At 31.2% G+C, this 21,386-nt stretch carries 12 protein-coding genes; all 12 read right to left on the reverse strand.

What is annotated here, in order from left to right:
- Nucleotides 1-94: 94 nt before the first annotated feature.
- The 12 genes from GQR92_RS06080 to GQR92_RS06130 all read right to left on the reverse strand — a co-directional run bounded on the left by GQR92_RS06080 (nucleotide 95) and on the right by GQR92_RS06130 (nucleotide 21,384).
- Nucleotides 95-1,504, reverse strand: coding sequence for an alkaline phosphatase (locus GQR92_RS06080; protein ID WP_158838277.1), 1,410 nt, complete (start codon nucleotides 1,502-1,504; stop codon nucleotides 95-97).
- Nucleotides 1,505-1,582: 78 nt separating this feature from the next.
- A complete protein-coding gene (locus GQR92_RS06085; protein WP_158838278.1) occupies nucleotides 1,583-2,335 on the reverse strand; it encodes a ThuA domain-containing protein in 753 nt (250 codons plus the stop codon).
- Nucleotides 2,336-2,345: 10 nt separating this feature from the next.
- Entirely contained in the window at nucleotides 2,346-3,626 is a 1,281-nt protein-coding gene (locus GQR92_RS06090) for a sugar phosphate isomerase/epimerase family protein (protein WP_158838279.1), read from the reverse strand.
- Between the two features lie 41 nt (nucleotides 3,627-3,667).
- Nucleotides 3,668-5,266: a glycoside hydrolase family 43 protein gene (locus GQR92_RS06095; RefSeq protein WP_233270028.1), complete on the reverse strand. Its 1,599-nt coding sequence runs from the start codon at nucleotides 5,264-5,266 to the stop codon at nucleotides 3,668-3,670.
- 71 nt (nucleotides 5,267-5,337) lie between these two features.
- The gene (locus GQR92_RS06100) at nucleotides 5,338-6,432 is read right to left on the reverse strand and encodes an endo-1,4-beta-xylanase (RefSeq protein WP_158838281.1); all 1,095 of its coding nucleotides are present in this window, start codon (nucleotides 6,430-6,432) and stop codon (nucleotides 5,338-5,340) included.
- Nucleotides 6,433-6,543: 111 nt separating this feature from the next.
- A complete protein-coding gene (locus GQR92_RS06105; RefSeq protein ID WP_158838282.1) occupies nucleotides 6,544-7,911 on the reverse strand; it encodes an endo-1,4-beta-xylanase in 1,368 nt (455 codons plus the stop codon).
- A 327-nt stretch (nucleotides 7,912-8,238) separates the two neighbouring features.
- Nucleotides 8,239-11,550, reverse strand: coding sequence for a VCBS repeat-containing protein (locus tag GQR92_RS06110; RefSeq protein WP_158838283.1), 3,312 nt, complete (start codon nucleotides 11,548-11,550; stop codon nucleotides 8,239-8,241).
- Nucleotides 11,551-11,941: 391 nt separating this feature from the next.
- Nucleotides 11,942-13,429: a RagB/SusD family nutrient uptake outer membrane protein gene (locus GQR92_RS06115; RefSeq protein ID WP_158838284.1), complete on the reverse strand. Its 1,488-nt coding sequence runs from the start codon at nucleotides 13,427-13,429 to the stop codon at nucleotides 11,942-11,944.
- Nucleotides 13,430-13,441: 12 nt separating this feature from the next.
- Entirely contained in the window at nucleotides 13,442-16,417 is a 2,976-nt protein-coding gene (locus GQR92_RS06120) for a SusC/RagA family TonB-linked outer membrane protein (protein ID WP_158838285.1), read from the reverse strand.
- A gap of 16 nt (nucleotides 16,418-16,433) precedes the next feature.
- Complete coding sequence (locus GQR92_RS06125; RefSeq protein ID WP_158838286.1) at nucleotides 16,434-19,070, reverse strand: glycoside hydrolase family 3 protein; 2,637 nt, start codon at nucleotides 19,068-19,070, stop codon at nucleotides 16,434-16,436.
- 421 nt (nucleotides 19,071-19,491) lie between these two features.
- Nucleotides 19,492-19,620 carry a hypothetical protein gene (locus tag GQR92_RS18120; protein ID WP_302849601.1) on the reverse strand — a complete coding sequence of 43 codons (129 nt, stop codon included), beginning with the start codon at nucleotides 19,618-19,620 and terminating at the stop codon, nucleotides 19,492-19,494.
- Nucleotides 19,621-19,800: 180 nt separating this feature from the next.
- Complete coding sequence (locus GQR92_RS06130) at nucleotides 19,801-21,384, reverse strand: carbohydrate binding domain-containing protein (protein ID WP_158838287.1); 1,584 nt, start codon at nucleotides 21,382-21,384, stop codon at nucleotides 19,801-19,803.
- Nucleotides 21,385-21,386 lie beyond the last annotated feature (2 nt).

A 21,386-nucleotide genomic window follows, 5' to 3' on the forward strand; every position in this document is an offset into this window, starting at 1 on the left:
ATGCGTATTGAATTTTCGATAATGGAATATTATTCCTTTTTTTATTATATAAATTGAGGATATTTTTAATAGAATTTCATCTAAAATGATTCAACTATATCCCCATAAGTTTCTCTATTTTTTTTGGTAAATCTGTATTATCGAAATACTCAGAGAACTCGTCTTGACCTTTACCTATAACTTTAACAGGAATCGGTGTGCCAGAATGATCGCCAGAACCCCAACTTATTCCTGCCTTTTTATTTAAAATATAGGCTGCTGTTTCTCCAATGGATTTTACCTCGGTTTTACTTAAATAATCGGCATCCGCATTTACGTTCTTATTTCCTTTAAACTGTTTGTTGTAGGCTGATTTTAATAAGGCTAATTCTTTATCATCTAAAAACAAACCGATATCATTGTTTCCTAAACCAAAATCTGCCTGTACTAAATCTAAAATAGTATTGAAAGAAACTTCTGGATCCGTATTTTTAAGTTCAGTCATTTTTCTTTTAAACTCTTGAACTGAAATTATTTGGTATTTCAACAATTCAGGATGTGTGGCATAATTTATCCCTGTAGTTAGAGCGCCTGTTTCATGGTCTGCAGTAACTATTATTAATGTTTCATCTGGTCGTTCTTTATAAAACTCATAGGCTTCTTTAATTGCATCATTAAAAGCGATTACTTCATGAACCATGGATACACCATCGTTTCCATGACAAGCCCAATCAATTTTACCTCCTTCTACCATCATAAAAAAACCTTTATCATTGTCAATTACTTCAATTCCTTTTTTTGTGAAATCGGCAAGAGAAAGCGCGCCTTCTTTTTTATCAATAGCCCAGTAAAATTCTCCTGAAGGATACATTTCAGGATTTATGGCAATTATTTTTTCATCACCATTTTTTAGTTTATTAAATTCCTTATGAGAATCTGCAATGGTATAGCCCTTTTTAATAGCATTTTCAAATGAATCTGGTTGATCTCCTTTTTTTCCTTTAGGATGATGAAAACCTCCGCCTCCAAAATAATCGATATTATAATTGGGTAACTCCATACTAATTTCGTAATACATATTACGAGAATCTTGATGTGCATAAAAGGAAGCTGGAGTAGCGTGATCTATCATTACACTAGACAAGATTCCGACTTTAAAACCTGCTTTTTTTGCTTTTTGAGATATGTTTTCATAAGCTATTTTTTTATCGGGTGATTTTCCTATAATACCATTATTCGTTTTAAACCCTGTTGACATTGCTGTTGCTGCTGCACAAGATGTGGTAACATAAGAACTAGCTGAATAGTTAGTCATATTCGAGTTCACCGGAAAACTACTCATTAATAGTTTGTCTGCTTTAATCTCATTAGATTTTACATTTAAAAACATTTCGGTAGCATAAACTTGATTTGCCCCCATACCATCACCAATAAACAGAAACACATATTTTGCATTTTGTGTTGTTTGGCTATAACCAATAGCACAAAAAAAGGCTATTGAAATTATCATTAGATTCTTTATCATAATATTTATTTTAGTAAATGTAAAGTGAGTTCTATTTTTTTGATAAAACCAAATAGGCTCTAAAATTTTGTAAATAGTTTATTTATGTTGCACCCAATATATTGCACCAAAAATGTGATTCAAAAAGTTTTTGTCTTTAAACGATTCTGGTTTGTGACCTAAAGCTGTGTAAAACGATCTTCCTCCTTCATATTCTTGGTACCAAGAAATAGGATGTTCTGCTCCCATGCCTTTTAACGGAATATCATCATAACCCGCAGTAAAATCATAAGAAGCCTCATCAACAGTTAATAGAATATTCAGTTTTTCTAAATTCATGTTTTTAAAGTTATACCATTCATCACTACGAAGCCATTTATTTGGTAGATGCCATGTTGCAGGAAAATCATTATTCTTGACGTTTACAATTGCGGCTTGTAATTTTGGATGATCTACAAATTTTGCTCCAACAAGACCATCAAACCAAGCATTATCATTTTCACCATCTGCTGTTCCGTGTATACCAACAAAGCCTCCGCCTCGTTTCATAAATGCTTTTAAAGCATCCATATGTTTTGGTGTTAAAAAATTGGCATTGGCGTTCATAAATATGACTACATCATATTTTGGTAATTTTTCTATAAGATCATCTGGTCTTTGTGTCCAATCAAATTGAAACTGATTTTCTGCTGCCATTTCTTGAAAAGCCTCAACAGCAACAGGAATGGTATTGTAGTGCCAAGTATCATGTTGGGTAAACAATAAAACACGAAACTGGTCTTGCGCATTGGTTTTAATCATTGTAAAGAAAAATATAGTTAATAAAAGATACTTCATTGTAAAAGCTTTCATAAGCAAACTGTTATTTTAATAATTCATAATAAATATATTCCCAAGCTAAACCGACACTAAACAAAGGAGGAAAGCTATACTCTTCAACTTCGGACAAGATATATTGAACTCCAGCTATTTCTTGATAGTTAAAAATATCTTTGAAATCTATTTTACCACTTGCACCTAATTCTTTATAGTCTTTTACATGCCAACTAATAAATCGGTTAGGATAGGTTTTAAAATAATGGACAGGATTTACACCGCCCACCTGCATCCAATATACATCAGATTGAAAATAGACATACTCAGGATTGGTGTTTTGAAGAAAATAATCATAAATAGTTACGCCTTCTACCTTTAAAAATTCATCAGCATGATTATGATACACAAACTTCAATCCGTTCTCTTTACAAAGTTTTCCAACTTTATTATAATAATTAGAATACTCTTTAAGTTCTTTAATCGTCTTAATACCTTTTAATTTACTATTTGAGGTCGATAGATATTCAACACCTGCTTTTTTATGGTCTTGTATCGTTTTATTCCACCACGTATTTATTGCAGCATCATCATTTTTATCTTCAGGATCGAAAAAAGTCATTGAGCCCAAAAATTTCATGCCAGATTTTTCAACCATAACCTTAAACTGCTCTGGACTTCGACCATAAAAGCCACCTTCTTTATAAACAAAAGTCTCAACATAGCTATACCCCATTCTACCTAACTGAATTAAGGTTTGTTCTGGTTTTTTTAGCATCTCTTTGTGAACAGAAACCAATTGAATACCAATATTTTTGTCTTTAGGATTCTGCTTAATATATCTCGTTTTCCATAAACTCTTTTCATTAGTGTCAAATCCTTCCAATATAACATCCGTATAATTTTGAAAGTTAAAATCAACCTTCATTGTTTTATTACCATTGAGATCTTTGTCTTGCATGGTCCAATGATTTTCTGAAGAAAAGGCACCTTTCCCTGTAAAAAATGCGCCTTGTGCATTATGACCGGCAGCAAAAATAGTATCGGTAACCCTATCATAACCAATAATTTCATGCAGTATTTGATCGTATTGATTGGTACTATCTTTTTGTAAAACATCAACCGTGAGCGAATGATTATTAAAATTATTTATGCTACTCATTTTTATTTGAGGAAATTTTGCTACACTATCTGTACTAGGATCAATAGCACTTACCCATTGACCAGCATATTGTCTAAGTCTCTCTTTTTGAGAGAATAGACTATCCTTTTCTTGAGCAAAACTGACAAATGAATTTAAAACTATTATTAAATATAGAACGCTTTTCATTTTTTTAAATTTATTTTAAAACACTAGTTTACAGACTCCTATTAATTTAAATTCTTATTTTTAAACCAATGATAAATGGCTTTGTTTGTACTTTTTTCTCCCAATGAAGTTGTGTACATTCCGTAAATTGTACCGACAAAACCTCCAGCAATTTTTGTACTTAAAAAAGTAGCATCAACATTTTTATTTAGAACTTGCCAATCTGTATTGTTTATTGAGTAGTAAAAATTATAAAATGTTCCTTTTGCTTCTATTTTAAAAGATATTTTATCGTTCTCTTTTATTGATTTAAAGGCAATTTCTTCTATTCCTTTTTCTGATGATTTTAATAACTGAACTACAGGTTTGTTATCTTTTAAACCCTTACATAAGTAGTAATAATGTTTTTCATTTTGAAAAGCAATTAAACCCGCTTTTTCATTTTCTGCAACTGCTTTAAAAGATAAGTTTGTGGTTACCTCACCAAATAAATGCTTTTGTCTATACCCTATAAAACTTGGGTTTGATGTACCTGAGGTAGTTTCTGAACGTGTTTTTATAGTTAATTCTCCGTTTAAAAGTGAATACCATTTTTCTTTTGGTGTTCTTAAAAAAAGCCAATCGAAAGCTAAAGTACCTGTATTAAATTCATCTATAAAGTCTGCATTAACAGACGGTATATTTGCAAATGGTTTTTCTAATGTTATTTGATAATGGTCTTTTACAACATCTCCTTCTAAATCAAAAATAGGCCAATCATTTTCCCATTTTACAGGTGCCATAAAAGTTTCTCTACCTGTGTTAAAATGGTTATCACCATCATAAGGTCTACATCCTAAAAAAACGCCCCACCAATTCCCTAAATTGTCTTCTATAATATCTGCATGCCCTGTAGATGTAATTGGATTTTTTCTAGTATCCTTTAAATTTCTTTGTGTTAAAATTGGGTTCTTTTCATAGCTTTTATAAGGACCTAAAACACTTTTACTTCTAAAAATAACTTCAGAATGATCTTCTGCTGTACCCCCTTCTGCTGCCATTAAATAATAAAACCCGTTTCTGTTATAAATATGCGGACCTTCAATCCAAATGGGTTTGTCTTCTGGTTTTGCCCCTTTATCTATAATTATTTTAGCTTCACCAACAGTTTTTAGATTCTTAACATCTAACTCTATAATTTTAATAGTTCTATGTCCATCATATTCTGGTAAATTATTAGGAGGATTGCTATTAAAAACCACATATGTTTTTCCGTTTTCATCAAAAAACATAGAAGGATCTATGCCTTCTACTTCTGGCAACCAAGTTGGGTTAGACCAAGGTCCTGCCGGATTAGAAGCAGAAATAATAAAATTATTTTTACCACCAACAATTGTGTTAATAATATAAAATACTCCATTATGATAAGAAATTGCAGGTGCAAAAACGCCTTGAGAAACCTCTAAACCTTCTAAATCTAATTGTTCTGGTCTGTCTAAAGCATTTCCTATTTGTTTCCAGTTTACTAAATCATCACTTTTAAAAACAGGAATACCAGGAAAATAGGCAAAAGTTGAGTTTATTAGATAATAACTACTATCTACTTTACAAATACTTGGGTCTGGATAAAACCCTTTTAAAACAGGATTTGTAAATGAAGTTTCTACGAATTCACTAGTCATTTTATTTTCTTTTTTACCTGAACAATTGAAGCAAAAAACAGAAACAATTACTATTATAAAAAAATTCTTCATTACTTACTTTTTTCTTTTAATCCTTCTAAAAAACCAAAATAGGCAGGTTTTGGTGCTAATTTTTCGTCAAAAATAGTTGGCCAATCATTTAAATTAAAAAAACCATTAATCCATGAATCTCTATCTGTAAAATCCCAAAAAGTAATTCCGTATTGTTGTTCTTTTGGTACAATAGATTTGTACATTTTAACCAAATTCTTATATTTTTTGGCTTGTGCTTGTTTCATTTCTTCTGTAAGTTTTTCATAGACTTGTATACCGCCACCTCTAGTATCATCGTGTTTATTAAAAATAATATCTAACTCAGATATGTGAATTTGTAACCCTGTTTCTACAGCTTTTTTTAATGAATTTGCAATTACCTCATCAGGAGTATCCATTCTAATGTGCATTTGAAAACCTAAACCAGATATAGGCACTCCTTTTGCTTGTAATTCTTTAATCATAGTAAGCGTACTGTTTAGTTTTAACGTATCTCTTTCAATATTAAAATCATTATAAAACAAAATAGCTTCTGGGTCTGCTTCATGCGCATATTGAAATGCTTTTGCTATATAATCTTTACCAATTGCATTGTACCAAATTGTTTTTCTAACTTCACCTCCATGAGATTCTAATCCTTCATTAACTACATCCCAAGCAGCAACTTTTCCTTTATATCTTGTTACATACTTTGTAATGTATTCTTTCATAAAAGTACCCAACCACAAACTATCTTTGGATGCTTTTTCTTGAACCCAATTTGGTGTAGAACTGTGCCAAATTAAATTATGACCAAATAATCTTTGCTTGTTTTTCTGTGCATAATTAACAATGCTATCTACTATTTTCCATGAATAAACACCTTCTTTAGGCATAATACTATTCATTTTCATATCACTTGCAGAAGTAATGCTGTTAAAATTACTTTTCTGTAATTTTTGTAGTTGTGTATCTTTTAATAATGTATTTATTTTAATCGCAGTTCCTATAGGAAAACTGGCGTACTCTTTTAGCCCTTTCACCTCTTCTTTTTTTACACCATTGTTACAAGAAAGCAATAAAAAAATTGTTGTAAATATAAATACTGAATTAAAATGTTTACTGTAGTTCATAGTATGGTATTTTTAAAATTAACTAGTTTTTTTTGATAAAAAAACAGTTAAACGTATGTAGATATTTAACTGTTTTTCAATTCAAAACTTCACTTAATAATTATTATTTACTTATTGTAACCCCTCTAAGAAACCATCATATGCTTTCTTTTTATTGAAATTATCATCATACATTAGTGGCCAATCTATATGACCCCAAAAATCTATTAACCAAGTTTCATTATCTTTTAAACCCCAAACTGTTAATGCGTATTTATTATCTAATGGAATTGAATTATAAATTTGAACAACTTCTTTAAATTTTGCTTTTTGCTCATCGGCTCTTTCAGCCGTTAAACTAGTTTGATCATTATCTGGGTTTGCTCTAACATCTAGTTCTGCAAAATGTAGTTTTAATCCTCTGGATACGGTACCATCTGCAACTGCCTGAATATTTGACTTTGATGGAAAATTATAATTAATATGCATTTGAGTTCCAACACCATCAATTAAATCGCCTAGACTATCTACTATTTTAAACATTGCAGCTCTTTTTCCAGGACTAGACGCCATATTATAATCATTATAAAAAAGCAATACATTTGGGTCTGCATCTCTTGCCCATTGAAAACATTTTTTAATATAATCATCTCCCATTTTTTGTTTAAAAATAGAATTTCTTAAAGGGTTTCCACTTCCATCTTCGATTGCTTCATTTACAACGTCCCAAGAGCCTATTTTACCTTTATATCTAGTAACAGTAGTTGTTATATAATCTTTTACCATGGCTTCAAACTCAGAATCTGAACCAGCAAAATCTTTTACCCAATCTGGAGTTGCATTGTGCCAAATTAGTGCATGACCATGCACATTAATTGCATTATCAAATCCAAAATTTACAATAACATCGGCAGCACTAAAATCATAATTACCTTGAGAAGGATACATTACATTCATTTTCATTTCGTATTCTGATGTAATACTAGAAAAATCACTTTTTAAAACCTCTGTATGTTTACCGCCAGCGTTTATTCTAGAGGCTCTTGTAATATTACCCACAAAAAATGTTGTTGTAGCATCTTTTAAAGCAGAAGAACTATTTGACGTACAATTTCCATTAGGGCATATTCCACCAGTTCCATTGTTTACAACTACCGTTTTACTATCTTCTGTAAAACCTGCCTCATTTGTAACCTTTAATGTTACGGTAAAGGTGCCATCAGTATCAAACCTTATTTCTTCTATTCCTGGTAAATCTTCTACGAAACCATTTCCTTGTCCAAAATCCCATTCACTCATAAACTCTCCCTTTCCAACCGTTTTGTTATCAAACAACATTACATTTGGATCTGATGGAGAAATTGACATATTAAAAGTTGCCTGAACTTTTGCTACTGGTATTATTATTGGGTCATCACTTTCATTTGGTCCTCCACAAGAAATGATTAATAGAAATAACGGTAATACCTTTAATAGATTAAATAGGTTTTTTAACTTCATTTATGCTTTTTTAAAATTTATTATTTTTTTAAATTGGTGGTTAATTTTATTACCCTTTTTCTCATAAATGGGTAACTGTTCTCAAGCTATCTGCCGCAGCTTTATAACTAGTAATATCAAACTCAAAAAAACTATTGTAAAGAAAAGTAGGCTTAAAAAATTAGCACTTTTCATAATTAATTTAAATGTTTTTATTTAGAACCTTAAAATTATTGATTGTTCCTTGCTTAAAACATAATAAATAATGCATTTTGTAAAAAAAATACATCATTTATAGTTTTTTACTGTCTTCTATTCCATTTAATTACCGTAAAGATAAAATTGAAATTATTTATTGATTTTTAAATAACTTACCTCTTCATTATTTCTCACTACTATTATATACTTGTTTTCATCTTTACTAATTGCTCCCATTCCTTTTACATCTCCTGATGCAAAAAAACCTGACTCCTTTCCTGAAATTGCTTTAAAAGCACCAGTACCATCTCCTTGCAAGAAAACACCATAGCTAGCATCGTTTCTTGGCGTTTCTACTTCAGACATCTGTAAATTACCCGCTATTAAAGCATCTAAATTACCATCGTCATTAAAATCTTTAACAATAATTTCATTAATACTTGAAATTTGTACTTCTTGAGGAAGTTTATGTACAATTAGCTTTCCGTTTTTATTTTCTAAATAAATACTTGCAAACGATTTAACTTTATAATGTAAAGCAGACTCTAATGCTTTATCAGTATAAACATCTATTAAAGTAGCTTCAGAAAAACTTTCATAATTTTTAAATTTCTTTTTAATTCCAGGTATTTGTTGTGATGAACATGATCTACCTCTTACAGGGTATTGTTTACCTTCATTATAATAACTTAATACAATATCTTGTTTTTTGTTTTTATCAAAATCATTTACAAAAATGTCAAAAGATTCATTTTCATTTGCCTGATACTTGTAATTAAGTCCATTATTACCTAAAATATAATCTGTATCGCCATCATTATCAAAATCTCCTTCATTTATGCTCCACCACCAACCAGTAGTGTTTTTATCCAATCCTAATTTTTTAGAAACATCAACAAAACTATTTTTGTTATTTTTAAATACTTTAATTGGCATCCACTCTCCAACAACAATAATATCTAACCAATTATCATTATTATAATCTGTAATAACAGCTGAAGTTGCCATTCCTAAATCTTTAAAAGGTTTTGAAAAATCATCAGAAAAAAACTCAAATTTTGCATTTCCTTTTGAACCAACATTTTTTAATAAATAGGTTGTTGTAGGTAATGGATATTGTCCAGGAGTTTGACGACCTAAAACCAACAAATCTTCTTTACCATCTTTATCAAAATCTGCACTATAAACTTTTGAGCCGCTAGAAATAAACTCAGGTAAAGTTCCTTTTTTTGCTTTTACAAAATTTCCTTTTCCATCATTTAGGTATAATCTGTCTTGTAATAATTCTGACTTTGCATCAAACTCATAACCCCCACTAACAACATACAAATCATTATCTCCATCTGCATCTGCATCAAAAATTAGAGCGCCTAAATCTTCACTTAAAATATCTTCTTCTAAAAAGCTAGTACTTGCTTCTGTAAAACCTGTTTTCGTTTGATAAAATAAACTGCCTGTTTTACCTTTTGATCCTCCTATAAAATAATCTTCTAAGCCATCATTATTTAAATCTCCAATTGCTAAAGCTGGTCCTAATGAAGACATTTTATGAGGCAATAAAACCTGAGTATCAAAATCGTTGTGTTTATTTTCTTCATGTTTGTATTTTGGAAACACAGAATTCTCTGTTACAAATAATTTTTCTTGTTCTTTTTCTTCTTTAATGATGGGTTTTGTTGCATCGTCATAATTAAAAACAAGATTCTTATTAGCTTCAACATTATTTAGAGTTTGTGTATTTCCGTTTTGCCAAACAACTTTTACTTCTTCTATTTTAGAAGTAGCACCTAAACCAAAATGCAATTCTGGCGCTACAGAAGACTGAAAACCTCTTGTTAACGTTAACTCTTGCATTTGAGTTTTATCAGCAGTTTTTACATAAACACGATTTCCTAATCCAAATTTATTATTTATACCTCCTTTGAAATTCACCTTTAAGAAATTGCTTTTTTCAGCACTTGTATTCTCAAAAACAGCTGCATAATCGTCTATATTGTTGGTTATAATTTCTAAATCTCCATCATTATCTAAATCTGCATAAACTGCTCCATTAGAAAACCCTTTGTATTCTATTCCCCATTTTTTATTGGCTTTTTCAAAATTTAGATTTCCATTATTTTTAAAAATAAAATTATCTATTTTTTCTGATGGAATTTGCAAACTCATCTCTAAAGATTTTTCTTTACCAAGATTCGCATCTTCTAGTTTATTAAAAAAATCTCTATTATTTACTTCTCTTCTTGTACCATTTGTAATAAAAACATCTTTAAGGCCATCATTATCAAAATCTGCCATTAATGGACCCCAACTCCAATCTGTAGAAGAAGTACCTGTAATTCGTGAAACATTTGAAAAATATGGATTTCCATTATCAAAAACTCCCGAATTTACTTGAAAGCAGTTTTGCATATATTGATAATGAAAGCCCGCATCTACAACACTCCAAAATAAATCTGGATTCATACTTGCCATATTTGCTTTTTGTCTACGGTTGCTTTTTGCATCCATATCAACTTGAAAAATATCTAAATTTCCATCATTATTAAAATCAGCAATATCAACACCCATTCCATAGAAAGCAGTGTGTGCAGTTGCTTTTTTCACAACTTCTTTAAAAGTTCCGTCTTTTTGATTGATATACATATAATCTGGTGAGCTAAAATCGTTTGAAACATACAAATCTTGCCATCCATCATTATTTAAATCACCAACTGTTGCACTTAAAGACAAACCAAAGCTTTTTAAACCTGCTGTGTCAGTAACATTTGTAAAAGTATTTCCATCATTTCTATACAAATGATCAGACTCATTTTCTTTTACGTTTTTCATTTTCATTTGATATACAAATGCTGGCGAACTAAATTTTAAAGGAGGATAATTTGCCACATAAACATCTAAATCTCCATCGTTATCATAATCGAAAAAGGTGGCATTTACGCTATTTCCTTCATCAGCCAAACCATATTTTTGTGCTTGTTCTGTAAAAGTATTGTCTTTATTATTGATGAATAATTGATTTTTTTTAGATCCAAATTTTCCAGAAACTGAACAATAAATATCTAAAAAACCATCATTATTTACATCCGCCATTGTAACTCCTGTATGCCATTCCTTACTTCCAGAAACACCAGCCTTATCTGTAATATCTTCGAATTGTAAATTCCCTTTATTTAGATATAATTTATTTGAAACTTGGTTACCTGTAAAATACAAATCTGGTAAACCATCATTATTGATATCTCCTACAGAAACGCCTCCACCCATATAAATATATGAATACGTGAAATAATTAATAGAATCGTTTTCTGTAAGAATGTTTTGAAAATCGATATTTGTATTCGTGTTTTTTAGCTGACTAAAAATTTTTGTAGATTCTATATTAATTTCTTTTTCAGCTGATGTACAATTCCAAAGAGTAATTATTGTGAGCAATAATAAAATGTGTTTAAAATAAGCTTTCATTTTTATATTATTTTTTTCAATATGGATAATTCATTGTTATTATTTACGATTATAAAATATGTTGTATTGGCTATTTTTTGGTTGATAAAAAGTTTGTTTTTTCTTAACTATTTATTATTTAATGAAACAGATTTACACATATAAACACCTTGTTACCAGCGTTTTTAATATTGACAAGCATTGGTTTACTTATCAAAATTTTAAAATTCTATATTCAATTTTGTTCCAGAGACAAGTGTAAATTTCTTTTTTAGTATGTCTTGGAATTCATTTTTTTATTGCAATAAAAAAATATTTAGATGTTGTGTATTTTTAAAAATAAAAAAAACGGCGTTTCGTTAGAATACGCCGTTTTAATCAATCAACTCAAATTATTAATTTTTAATCTTTATTAATACCCTAGATTTTGGTCGGCACTTGTAACATTAACGTTAGAAGAAATTTCCTGAAGTGGTATTGGAAACAATTCATTTTTACCTACCTGAAAACCAGTACCGGCTAAAAAAGTTGCAGCTCTGTCCCAACGAATAAGATCATCAAAACGAACTTGTTCACCTGCTAATTCTACTTTTCTTTCATGTACAATAGCTTCAAAAACTTGTTCTTTTGAAAGTGTAGTTGATAACAATGGAAACACCCCTCCTGCTGTTGCCCCTGCTCTAGCTCTTACTCTATTTAAATAACCAACAGCAACAGATTGTGAACCACCAGGTTTTTGATTTTCACATTCTGCCATCATTAACAACACATCTGCATAACGAATTACTTTCGCATTAATTCCAGATTCTTGTACTTCACTAGGTTGCTTATAATAGTTTTGGTATTTTCTCCAACCTCTACCTACAGAAAAGTCACTTGCCTTAAAGGTTTTAGTATTGTTATCATAAGAATCACCTGCAAAATAAAATGTGCTATTTAATCTCTTATCACCAGCTTCAAAAGAATTAACTAAATCATCTGAAGGAGCAGATCCAAACCAATCTAAGGCTCCATAATCTTGTCCTCTAAAAGTAGCATGGTTTTTACCAGTACCATCACTCCCCCATTTATTGCTAGTACCTAAACTTAAATCATATTCCACTTCCCAAACTGACTCTATACCATGTTCTGTTTCTTCTAAAAAGTTATCTAAGAAATTTGGTTCTAAATCGTAACCCGACATTTTGTTAAATGAAACTAAAGCATCTCCATATCTTTTTTCATACAAAAAAACTTTTCCTAAAAAGGCTTGTGCAGCACCTTTAGTGGCTCTACCTGTCTCTTCTGACTCTTTAGGCAATAAATGAATTGAAGCATATTCTAAATCTTCAATTATTAATTTAATTACATCTGCTTTTGGACTAATCGGTTTTCCTTCTGGCTGTGTAAAATCTCCGTTTCTTAATGGAATATTACCAAACTTATTAACCAACAACCAATAGTATTGTGCACGTAAAAATCTAGCTTCTGCATAAAATTTTAGCATAGTTGCATTACTTAATTCCCCTTCTGGAATTTCATCAATAATTGACGCATTACCAATTACAAAATTTGCTTTATTGATACCTCTATAGCAGGCATCCCAATAGTCTCTAATAAACACATTTGTAGCGTTAAAGCTAAAGTCTAAAAAAACTTCTTTATTTGGTTCCATACCACCACCATTAACAGCTTCTTGAGACATATTGTCATTCATAAACCACATTAATCTACCATATAAAGCACCAGGTTGTAAGTTAGCGTAAGACGCATTAACAGCAGACTGAACTTGAGCTTCGTTTGCAAAAAAAGTTTCTGGTGTTATCTGGTTTGGATCTGATAGTTCTAGATCATTTGTATTGCAAGAATTTATGGCAAAAACTCCTGTAAGAAACAGAAATAAAATTTTATATTTTTTCATGATTATTATTTTTTAAAATGAAACTTGAACTCCGAATAAGAAAGATTTTGGTTGTGGGTATCTTCCATAATCCACACCAGATGTTAACTCTGGATCTAACCCACTGTAATCTGTTATAGTAATTAAATTCTGTGCACTTACATACAGCCTAAGTTTAGAAAGGTAACCACCTAACAAATCGTTAGGAATTGTATATCCCAAATTAATATTTTTTAACCTAGTATAAGAACCATCCTCAATAAATCTATCTGATACCGCAAAGTTTTCTGTAGACCCACCAAATCTTGGTGTTGTAGTTGTTAAATTATCCGGAGTCCAACTATCTAATAAAGCAGGGCTTCCATTAAATACTCTACGAGCACCACCTTCTAAATCATATCTAATGGTGTTATATACATCAACTCCCTGTACACCAGTAATAAACAAACTAGCATCAAAATTTTTATAATTAGCACTTAAATTTAAACCATAAGTAAAATCTGCAAGTCCATCTCCTAACACAGTTCTGTCATCTGCATTAATATTTCCATCGCCATTTACATCTTTATATCTTATATCTCCAGGTAGTACATCTGTTTGACCAGGGTTTGCAGAAAAAACAGCATCTACTTCTGCTTGGTTTTGATAAATACCATCACTAATATAACCATAGAAATGGTCTATAGATTCTCCCAGTTGAATATTTGTAACGTTAACCGCAGCATCTTGCAGAAAATTTCTAGGAATTTCACCTACTCCTAAAAATAAAACTTTATTGGTGCTAGAACCAATATTAAAATTAGCAGACCACGTAAAATCACCTTCATTATCATTATATCCTAAAATAGCTTCAAAACCTTTTGTTTCTACAGAACCAACATTTGTTGTAATGCTACCAGCATGAGAACCAGAAGATAATGCTGTTGGTAAATCAACTAATAAATCATCACTTCTGTTTTTAAAATATTCTAAACTAGCAGTAAATTTATTGTTAAGTATTCCTACATCAAGACCTATATTTAATGTAGTAATTTCCTCCCATTTTAAATCTGGGTTTGAACCACCATTTTCGGTAAAACCTGGTGCAGAAGAACCTCCTACAGGATATTCAAAACCTCCTACAAGTGTTGCAGAGTACAAGTAATCTCCAATAGCATCGTTACCTGTAATACCGTAACTAGATCTTAATTTTAAATTATTAATACTACTAATATCTCCAAAAAATTCTTCTTCAGAAATTACCCATCCCAAAGATACTGCCGGGAAGGTACCCCAACGATTGTTTTCACCAAATCTAGAAGAAGCATCCCTTCTTACAGAAGCAGAGAATAGGTATTTAGTATCATAATCATAGTTTAATCGTGCTAAATAACCTAATCTAGTTGTTTTGCTATTACCACTTCCAATCGTTTGAGAATCTTGGCCAAACTGCTGTAATTCATCAGTAACAAGGTTTCTTGCACTACCACCAAAACCTAAATTAGTATTTTTTGTTTGTTCAACTAAAGCTAAAAACTCTACATTATGCTTTTCTGCAAATGTTTTAACATAGTTTAAGCTGTTTGTAAAAACCAATCCTTGACCGTAAGATACACCTGCACCAAAAGTAGCAAAATCTTGTGAATGCGTATTACTAGCATCATCAGAAAAAATAGGCACAAAAGTGCTATTTCTGCTATTAAAATAATCTAAACCTATTTGGGTTCTAAATTTAAGACCTTCTAAAATGTTATATTCACCATACAAACTACCAATAATACCTAAATTATGGGTACTAAATGTTGGTAGTGTTTGAATACGAACAGGATTCTCTGCATTTTGGCTATCACCAACATTATCTGGCCCTTGAAACCCTCCACGGTTATCAGGATTATATACTGGTAAAAAAGGCACGGAATTTACAGCATGTGTTATTAATGTTCTACCACCACCCATTTGTTCTCCTTTAGATTTACTTAGTGATATAGACATAGTTTGTCCAAACTTTAACTTTCCTAAAGTATAAGAACTGTTTGCTCTAAAAGAATAACGATCGAAACCAGTATTAATAATTGTACCTTCTTGTTTTAAATATTCTGCTGAAAAATATTGCGTACTATTTTCTGTTCCTTTAGAATAATCTAATTTATAATCTTGTATTAAACCTACTTGAAATATTGCATCTTGCCAATCTGTACTGTTTTCAAATATTGCTGCAGGTCTGTCTGGAAATACATTGTTATTAGCTGCAAATTGTAAATACTGAGTAGTGTTCATAAGATTATACCTATTAGTAACTACCTGAGCACCTACATATGAAGAAACATTTAACTTTCCTCTCCCCTTTTCACCACTTTTGGTAGTTACTAAAACGACACCATTAGAACCTCTTGCTCCATATAATGAAGTAGTAGAAGCATCTTTTAATATAGATACATTTTCTATATCTGAAGGGCTAATTCCAGAAAGATCTCCTACAATTACACCATCAATAACAAACAAAGGGCTGTTGTTACCAAAAGTACCTAAACCTCTAATTAAAACTTGAGGACTAGACCCTGGTGCCCCCGAATTAACGATAGTTACACCAGCAGCTCTACCTTGTAAAGCTTGTTCTGCATTTGTTACTGGTAATGCGGCCATTTCTGCTGCATCTACTGTTGCAATGGCACCTGTAACTGTTTTTCTACTTTGTTTACCATAAGCTACTACAACTATTTCATCAAGACTTTCTAAAGACGCTGTTAAAACAACATCTATATTTGTTCTATCTCCAACTAAAATGGTTTGACCAGTCATACCAATATAGGCAAAAACTAACTCATCTGTAGGCGAAATATTCTCAATCTTAAATAGACCATCAAAGTCTGTCTGTACTCCTTTTTGTGTTCCGTTTACTACTACACTAACACCAGGTAATAATTCTCCCATAGCATCTTTTACTGTCCCGACAACAGTCTTGGATTGTGAAAACAGACTCTGAGTACATATCATAACTAATGCTATGATCGCGATTTTCATTTTTATCATTTTGAGTAATTTAATTTTATTGAATTTGAACTTTAGTTACTAATACATTCTTTTCTGATGACAACTTTACATCTGGTTGTTTACCACCAATACTAATATTCATCGTTCCAGATTCTATTACTTTTTTTCCTTCTTCAGATATTCTTGCATATTTTGTAGATGGAATTTTAAATGTTATTGTTTTAGTTTCGTTCGATTTTATAAGTACTTTCTTAAAATCTACCAAACTTCTTATTGGGTTATTTTTAATTGTATCATTTTTATGCGTAACATAACATTGTACAACTTCTTCTCCGGAATATTTACTGTTATTTTTTACATCAACAGAAATAACGACATCATCATTCTTTGCAATTTTATCTGATATTTTTAAATTAGAATACTCAAATTTAGCATAACTTAAACCATGACCAAAAGAGAATAAAGGCTCTCCTTTAAAGTATCTATAAGTTCTATTTTCCATGTTGTAATTTTTAAAATCTGGTAAATCTTTTACAGATTTATAAAAAGTTAGTGGTAGTTTTCCTGACGGATTATAATCTCCAAAAAGAATATCTGCAATTGCATTACCACCAAATTCACCAGGATACCAAGCTTCTAAAATGGCAGGAATATTTTCTGACGTCCAATTAATAGCCAAAGCACTTCCGTTCATTAAAACAACCACTGTTGGCTTGCCTAATTTCTGAATTTTTTTAACTAATTCTACCTGTGTTTTTGGTAGTGTAATTTTAGACCTATCACCTTTATCAAAACCTTCTATAACAACAGACATTTCTTCGCCCTCTATTTCTGGTGTTAATCCTAAACAAAGAATTACAACTTCAGATTTTTTTGCAGCTTTTATTGCTGGTGATAATAAGTCTTCATTTAATTTTGCCCAAACTAAATGAGCTTGAGGATCTGAAAGTGTATTGCTATATTCTATTCTTATTTTATAAGCTTCTTTTGCTTTTAATTTTGCATTAAAATATTCTAATTTTGGCTCATAATCTGCACTATACTCAAACTTTAAAGAATCGTTAATATAAAGCTTTGCATAGCTACTTGCTTTTAAACCAATTCTATAATCTCCAGTTTCTTTTGGTACTATTTCTCCAGACCATCTTACTGAAAAATCATCCGATTTTAAATCTTCGATAGGTCTAATAGGTGTCCAAATAAAATTTACAGTTGCATCGTTTCTTACCAATACCGGTTCTCCTTCTAAATTACTATTGTTGTAATATTCAGCTTTAAGGCCTGTACCATTTTCATTTTTTAAAACCTCACTAGGTATTGCTTTTAAGGTTGGCCATTCTTTTGCAATGTAAGAACCTAATGCATAATTAATAGTTGTGTTTGGCAATTTCTCTTGCAATCCTTTTAACGGTGTAATAAAGTTTTTTGGTGTTCCGTGATAATTACCTAACAATGCTTGTTTAGAATCTGCATTTGGACCAATGACTGCTATCGATTTTATATCCTTACTTAAAGGTAAAATATTATTATCATTTTTTAACAACACCATAGATTCTTTGGCTATTTGTTCTGACAATTTGTAATGCTTTTCACTAGCTACAACATCGTAAGGTATTTTAGACCATTTAACATTGTTCTGATCATCAAACATCCCTAATTTAAAACGAGCAGAAAACAATCTTACCAAAGCAACATCTAATTCTTCTTCATTTATTAACTGTTTTAAAACTGCTTCATTTAAATTAGGATCGTAAACACTACCACAATTTAAATCTGTACCACTTGTTACTGCCATTGCAGCTGCTTCTTCTGGTGTTTTTACAACAGCATGTTTGTCTTCTTCCCAAAAATCATTTATTGCCCAACAGTCTGAAACTACATACCCACTAAAACCCCAATCTTCTCTTAATATTTTTTGAAGTAATAAATCACTACCACAACAAGGCTTATCATTATACCTATTATAAGCGCACATTACAGAATGTACTTTTGCTTCTTTTATAGCAGCTTCAAAAGCTGGCAAATAAGTTTCGTATAAATCTTTTTTATTAGTTACATAATTGTCTTGATGTCTCGATTTTTCTGGTCCACTATGAACTGCAAAATGTTTTGCGGTTGCTACAACTTTTAAATGCTTTTCATCATCACCTTGTAAACCTTTTATATAGTTTACCCCTATTCTACTTGTTAAATAAGGATCTTCTCCATAAGTTTCTTGTCCTCTTCCCCAACGTGGGTCTCTAAAAATATTAATGTTCGGAGTCCAGAAAGTAAGACCTTGCCCCATTCTTCTTTTTCCCTCACTAATAAACTTATGGTATTTTGCTCTTGCCTCATCAGAAACAACAGTTCCCATGTTAAAAATTAAGTCTGGGTTCCAGGTTGCTCCCATACCTATTGCTTGCGGAAAAACAGTTGCTTCACCAGCTCTTCCAACTCCATGCAAACATTCGTTCCACCAATTATATTCTGGAACATTTAATCTTTCTATTGCAGGTGCATCATATCTCATTTGAGATATTTTTTCTTTCAAGGTCATTAGGCTAATTAAATCTACCGCTCTTTCTTCTGTTGATAAAGATTCATTTTGAAATTTAAATTCAGTCTTTTCTTTACTACATGAAAAAACAAGAAATAGTGAAAGGAAGCAGATATTAAAAGCGCTTCTAGATTTTAGTTTGTTGATATTCATCTTACTTTTATTCAAGGTCATTAATTAATGATTAAAACTAGTAACAGTATTAAAGCACCCACGATTAATATTTTTAAAATGATATTTTTTATGGAATATTCTTTCGGTATAACTAACACATACTACTATCCAAATATAGAAAGTTGATGTACTTTTGAGTGAAAGAAAGAATGCATGTGGTGTTAATTTTGGCTCTTTATAGGGTAAAATAATACAAACACTACCTCTAATAGCTATTAGTAGCTAATTGCACCTTTAAAGAATAAAAAGGAAAGAGTTATTCTTTTTCTTTGAGAACAACCTCGGCTGGAAGTTTTCTAAAATGTGCTTTAAAACATTTTAGAAAATAAGATGCAGAACCAGTTTCTAATATTTGATATACTCTTTCTAATCTAATTCTTCTTAACAATTCATTTGGAGTTTATTCTGTTAGAGATTTTATTTTTCTGTATGATTGACTTTTACTTAGGTTTAATTCATTATCCAATTCCTCTACACTTAAACTAGAATTGCTAATATTTTCACCTATGTATGCTAAAACTTTATTCATAAATTTTTAGTAAAAGAACGTTTACCTATTTTCTAATACTATATAAATTGATAAAGGGTCAAGACTAAAAGATTTTATCATCCTTTAGCCTTAACCCATATATCTAAACTATAATATTACATTATGGTTTAATGTTGGCAAAATTTAAGGAAGCCAACACCTCAACTTTTTGATTAGATTTTATAATTTTTCAAGTTTTACGTATCGAACCATAATACCGTTGGTTTGATATCCATTATCCAATAAAATTCTAGCCGCATTTGTAGTATTCTTCGTCATAGTAAACACATCGTCATACGTTGTGTATTCAGAATCGGAAAGTGATACACTTCCTTGTGCGCCATAGGCACCCCAACCGTGACGCCCATCACCATCACCAACGGAAAAGCTAAAATTAAAACCTCCTTGACCAGTAACGGCCTTTAATTCTATAGTAAGTTTATATTTTACATCTTTCTCTAAAGTAATGCTTGGTTTATACAATTGTAGCGACCATAGGTTGGTTCCAGGAACAATGTCCGTAGAAATCATAACTCCTTCTTCCGCATAAACATTAGAAGAACCACCATCATAACCTTGATTGGTCCAACCATCTATACCGGCAGTGAAATCAGATTCGTAGATAATCTCCGATCCCAAGGATATGGAAATAGTATCTGCAATACCAGGATAACTAACCACAATTTCCGTAGTTCCGTCTACATAAGCGGTTCCTTCTGCTGGGTTTGTAGTAATACCATAGATTTCAAAATCTTCTGAGACAACTTTCACGTCACCTTTTCCAGTAACAGCTAATGTTACGCTTAGATCTTGAAGATCTATCAATTCTCCCGCGGCATATAGTGTTTTCGCTGGTTTCATATCTATAGTCATTCCGGTAACATTAATTTGATTCACGGTTATAGGTATCACAACCATGGTTCCCATAGCGGTGATTGCTTGAACTTCAGTATTGGTAACCTTCAATTTATCCTCATTGGCAGGCGTCGTTGTAATTTCGTAAGAAGTAAAATCCTCAAAAGACACCTCATATTCTAGTCCACCTGGAAGTACATAATTAATAACTGTACCCTCAAGGCTCAACCTTTCTCCTACTTCGTATACATTTTTTGTAGGCCCCGTCACTAAAGTAGCGCTTACCGGTTCAAATGCGATTACATTGATGGATTGAGTAACCTTTGCTTCTGATTCTAAATAGGAAATAACAACACTTGTATTATTTACCGCAAGAATATCACCATTCATAGGGGTGGTTTCAAACTTTTTTCCAAAATCAGCAAAAGCCACATCTACAGTGGTTCCGTCCTCCTGAACTGTTGTTATAACAAGTTCTGATAAATCTAATATTTCTCCACTTACATAATTCGTCTTAGGTTCTGTTTTTACTCTAAGCTCTACTATATTATTGGTAACATCTATGGCCTGAATCATACCTTTTCCAGTATTACCTACCGTTATAATCACGGCTTCATCAGAAAAATCTAATACTTTTCCATTGGTTGGCTCTGTGGTAATTCCTTTTTCTTCAAAAGAAGAATAAGGTATATCTTCACCATTCTCTCCTTCACCTAAGGTGATTATCATACTGGTAAGATCTAATGTTTCTCCCAAAACATACTTTACTTTGGGTTGCGTTTTCATTGAAATTCCACTTAACCTCGAATAAGTATTTTCTTCATCGTCACTACAAGATGTGCTCAATAATATTAAAGGCAATACAATGGCAACGAACTTAAATAGTAAATTATTTATATTTCTCATCATTA

Source organism: Polaribacter sp. L3A8 (assembly GCF_009796785.1).
Classification (GTDB): domain Bacteria; phylum Bacteroidota; class Bacteroidia; order Flavobacteriales; family Flavobacteriaceae; genus Polaribacter.

Coding starts and splice junctions, on each gene's coding strand:
- GQR92_RS06080 (WP_158838277.1), bottom strand. CDS start 1,504: ATGATAAAGAATCTAATGATAATTTCAATAGCCTTTTTTTGTGCTATT.
- GQR92_RS06085 (WP_158838278.1), bottom strand. CDS start 2,335: ATGAAAGCTTTTACAATGAAGTATCTTTTATTAACTATATTTTTCTTT.
- GQR92_RS06090 (WP_158838279.1), bottom strand. CDS start 3,626: ATGAAAAGCGTTCTATATTTAATAATAGTTTTAAATTCATTTGTCAGT.
- GQR92_RS06095 (WP_233270028.1), bottom strand. CDS start 5,266: ATGACTAGTGAATTCGTAGAAACTTCATTTACAAATCCTGTTTTAAAA.
- GQR92_RS06100 (WP_158838281.1), bottom strand. CDS start 6,432: ATGAACTACAGTAAACATTTTAATTCAGTATTTATATTTACAACAATT.
- GQR92_RS06105 (WP_158838282.1), bottom strand. CDS start 7,911: ATGAAGTTAAAAAACCTATTTAATCTATTAAAGGTATTACCGTTATTT.
- GQR92_RS06110 (WP_158838283.1), bottom strand. CDS start 11,550: ATGAAAGCTTATTTTAAACACATTTTATTATTGCTCACAATAATTACT.
- GQR92_RS06115 (WP_158838284.1), bottom strand. CDS start 13,429: ATGAAAAAATATAAAATTTTATTTCTGTTTCTTACAGGAGTTTTTGCC.
- GQR92_RS06120 (WP_158838285.1), bottom strand. CDS start 16,417: ATGATAAAAATGAAAATCGCGATCATAGCATTAGTTATGATATGTACT.
- GQR92_RS06125 (WP_158838286.1), bottom strand. CDS start 19,070: ATGAATATCAACAAACTAAAATCTAGAAGCGCTTTTAATATCTGCTTC.
- GQR92_RS18120 (WP_302849601.1), bottom strand. CDS start 19,620: ATGAATAAAGTTTTAGCATACATAGGTGAAAATATTAGCAATTCTAGT.
- GQR92_RS06130 (WP_158838287.1), bottom strand. CDS start 21,384: ATGATGAGAAATATAAATAATTTACTATTTAAGTTCGTTGCCATTGTA.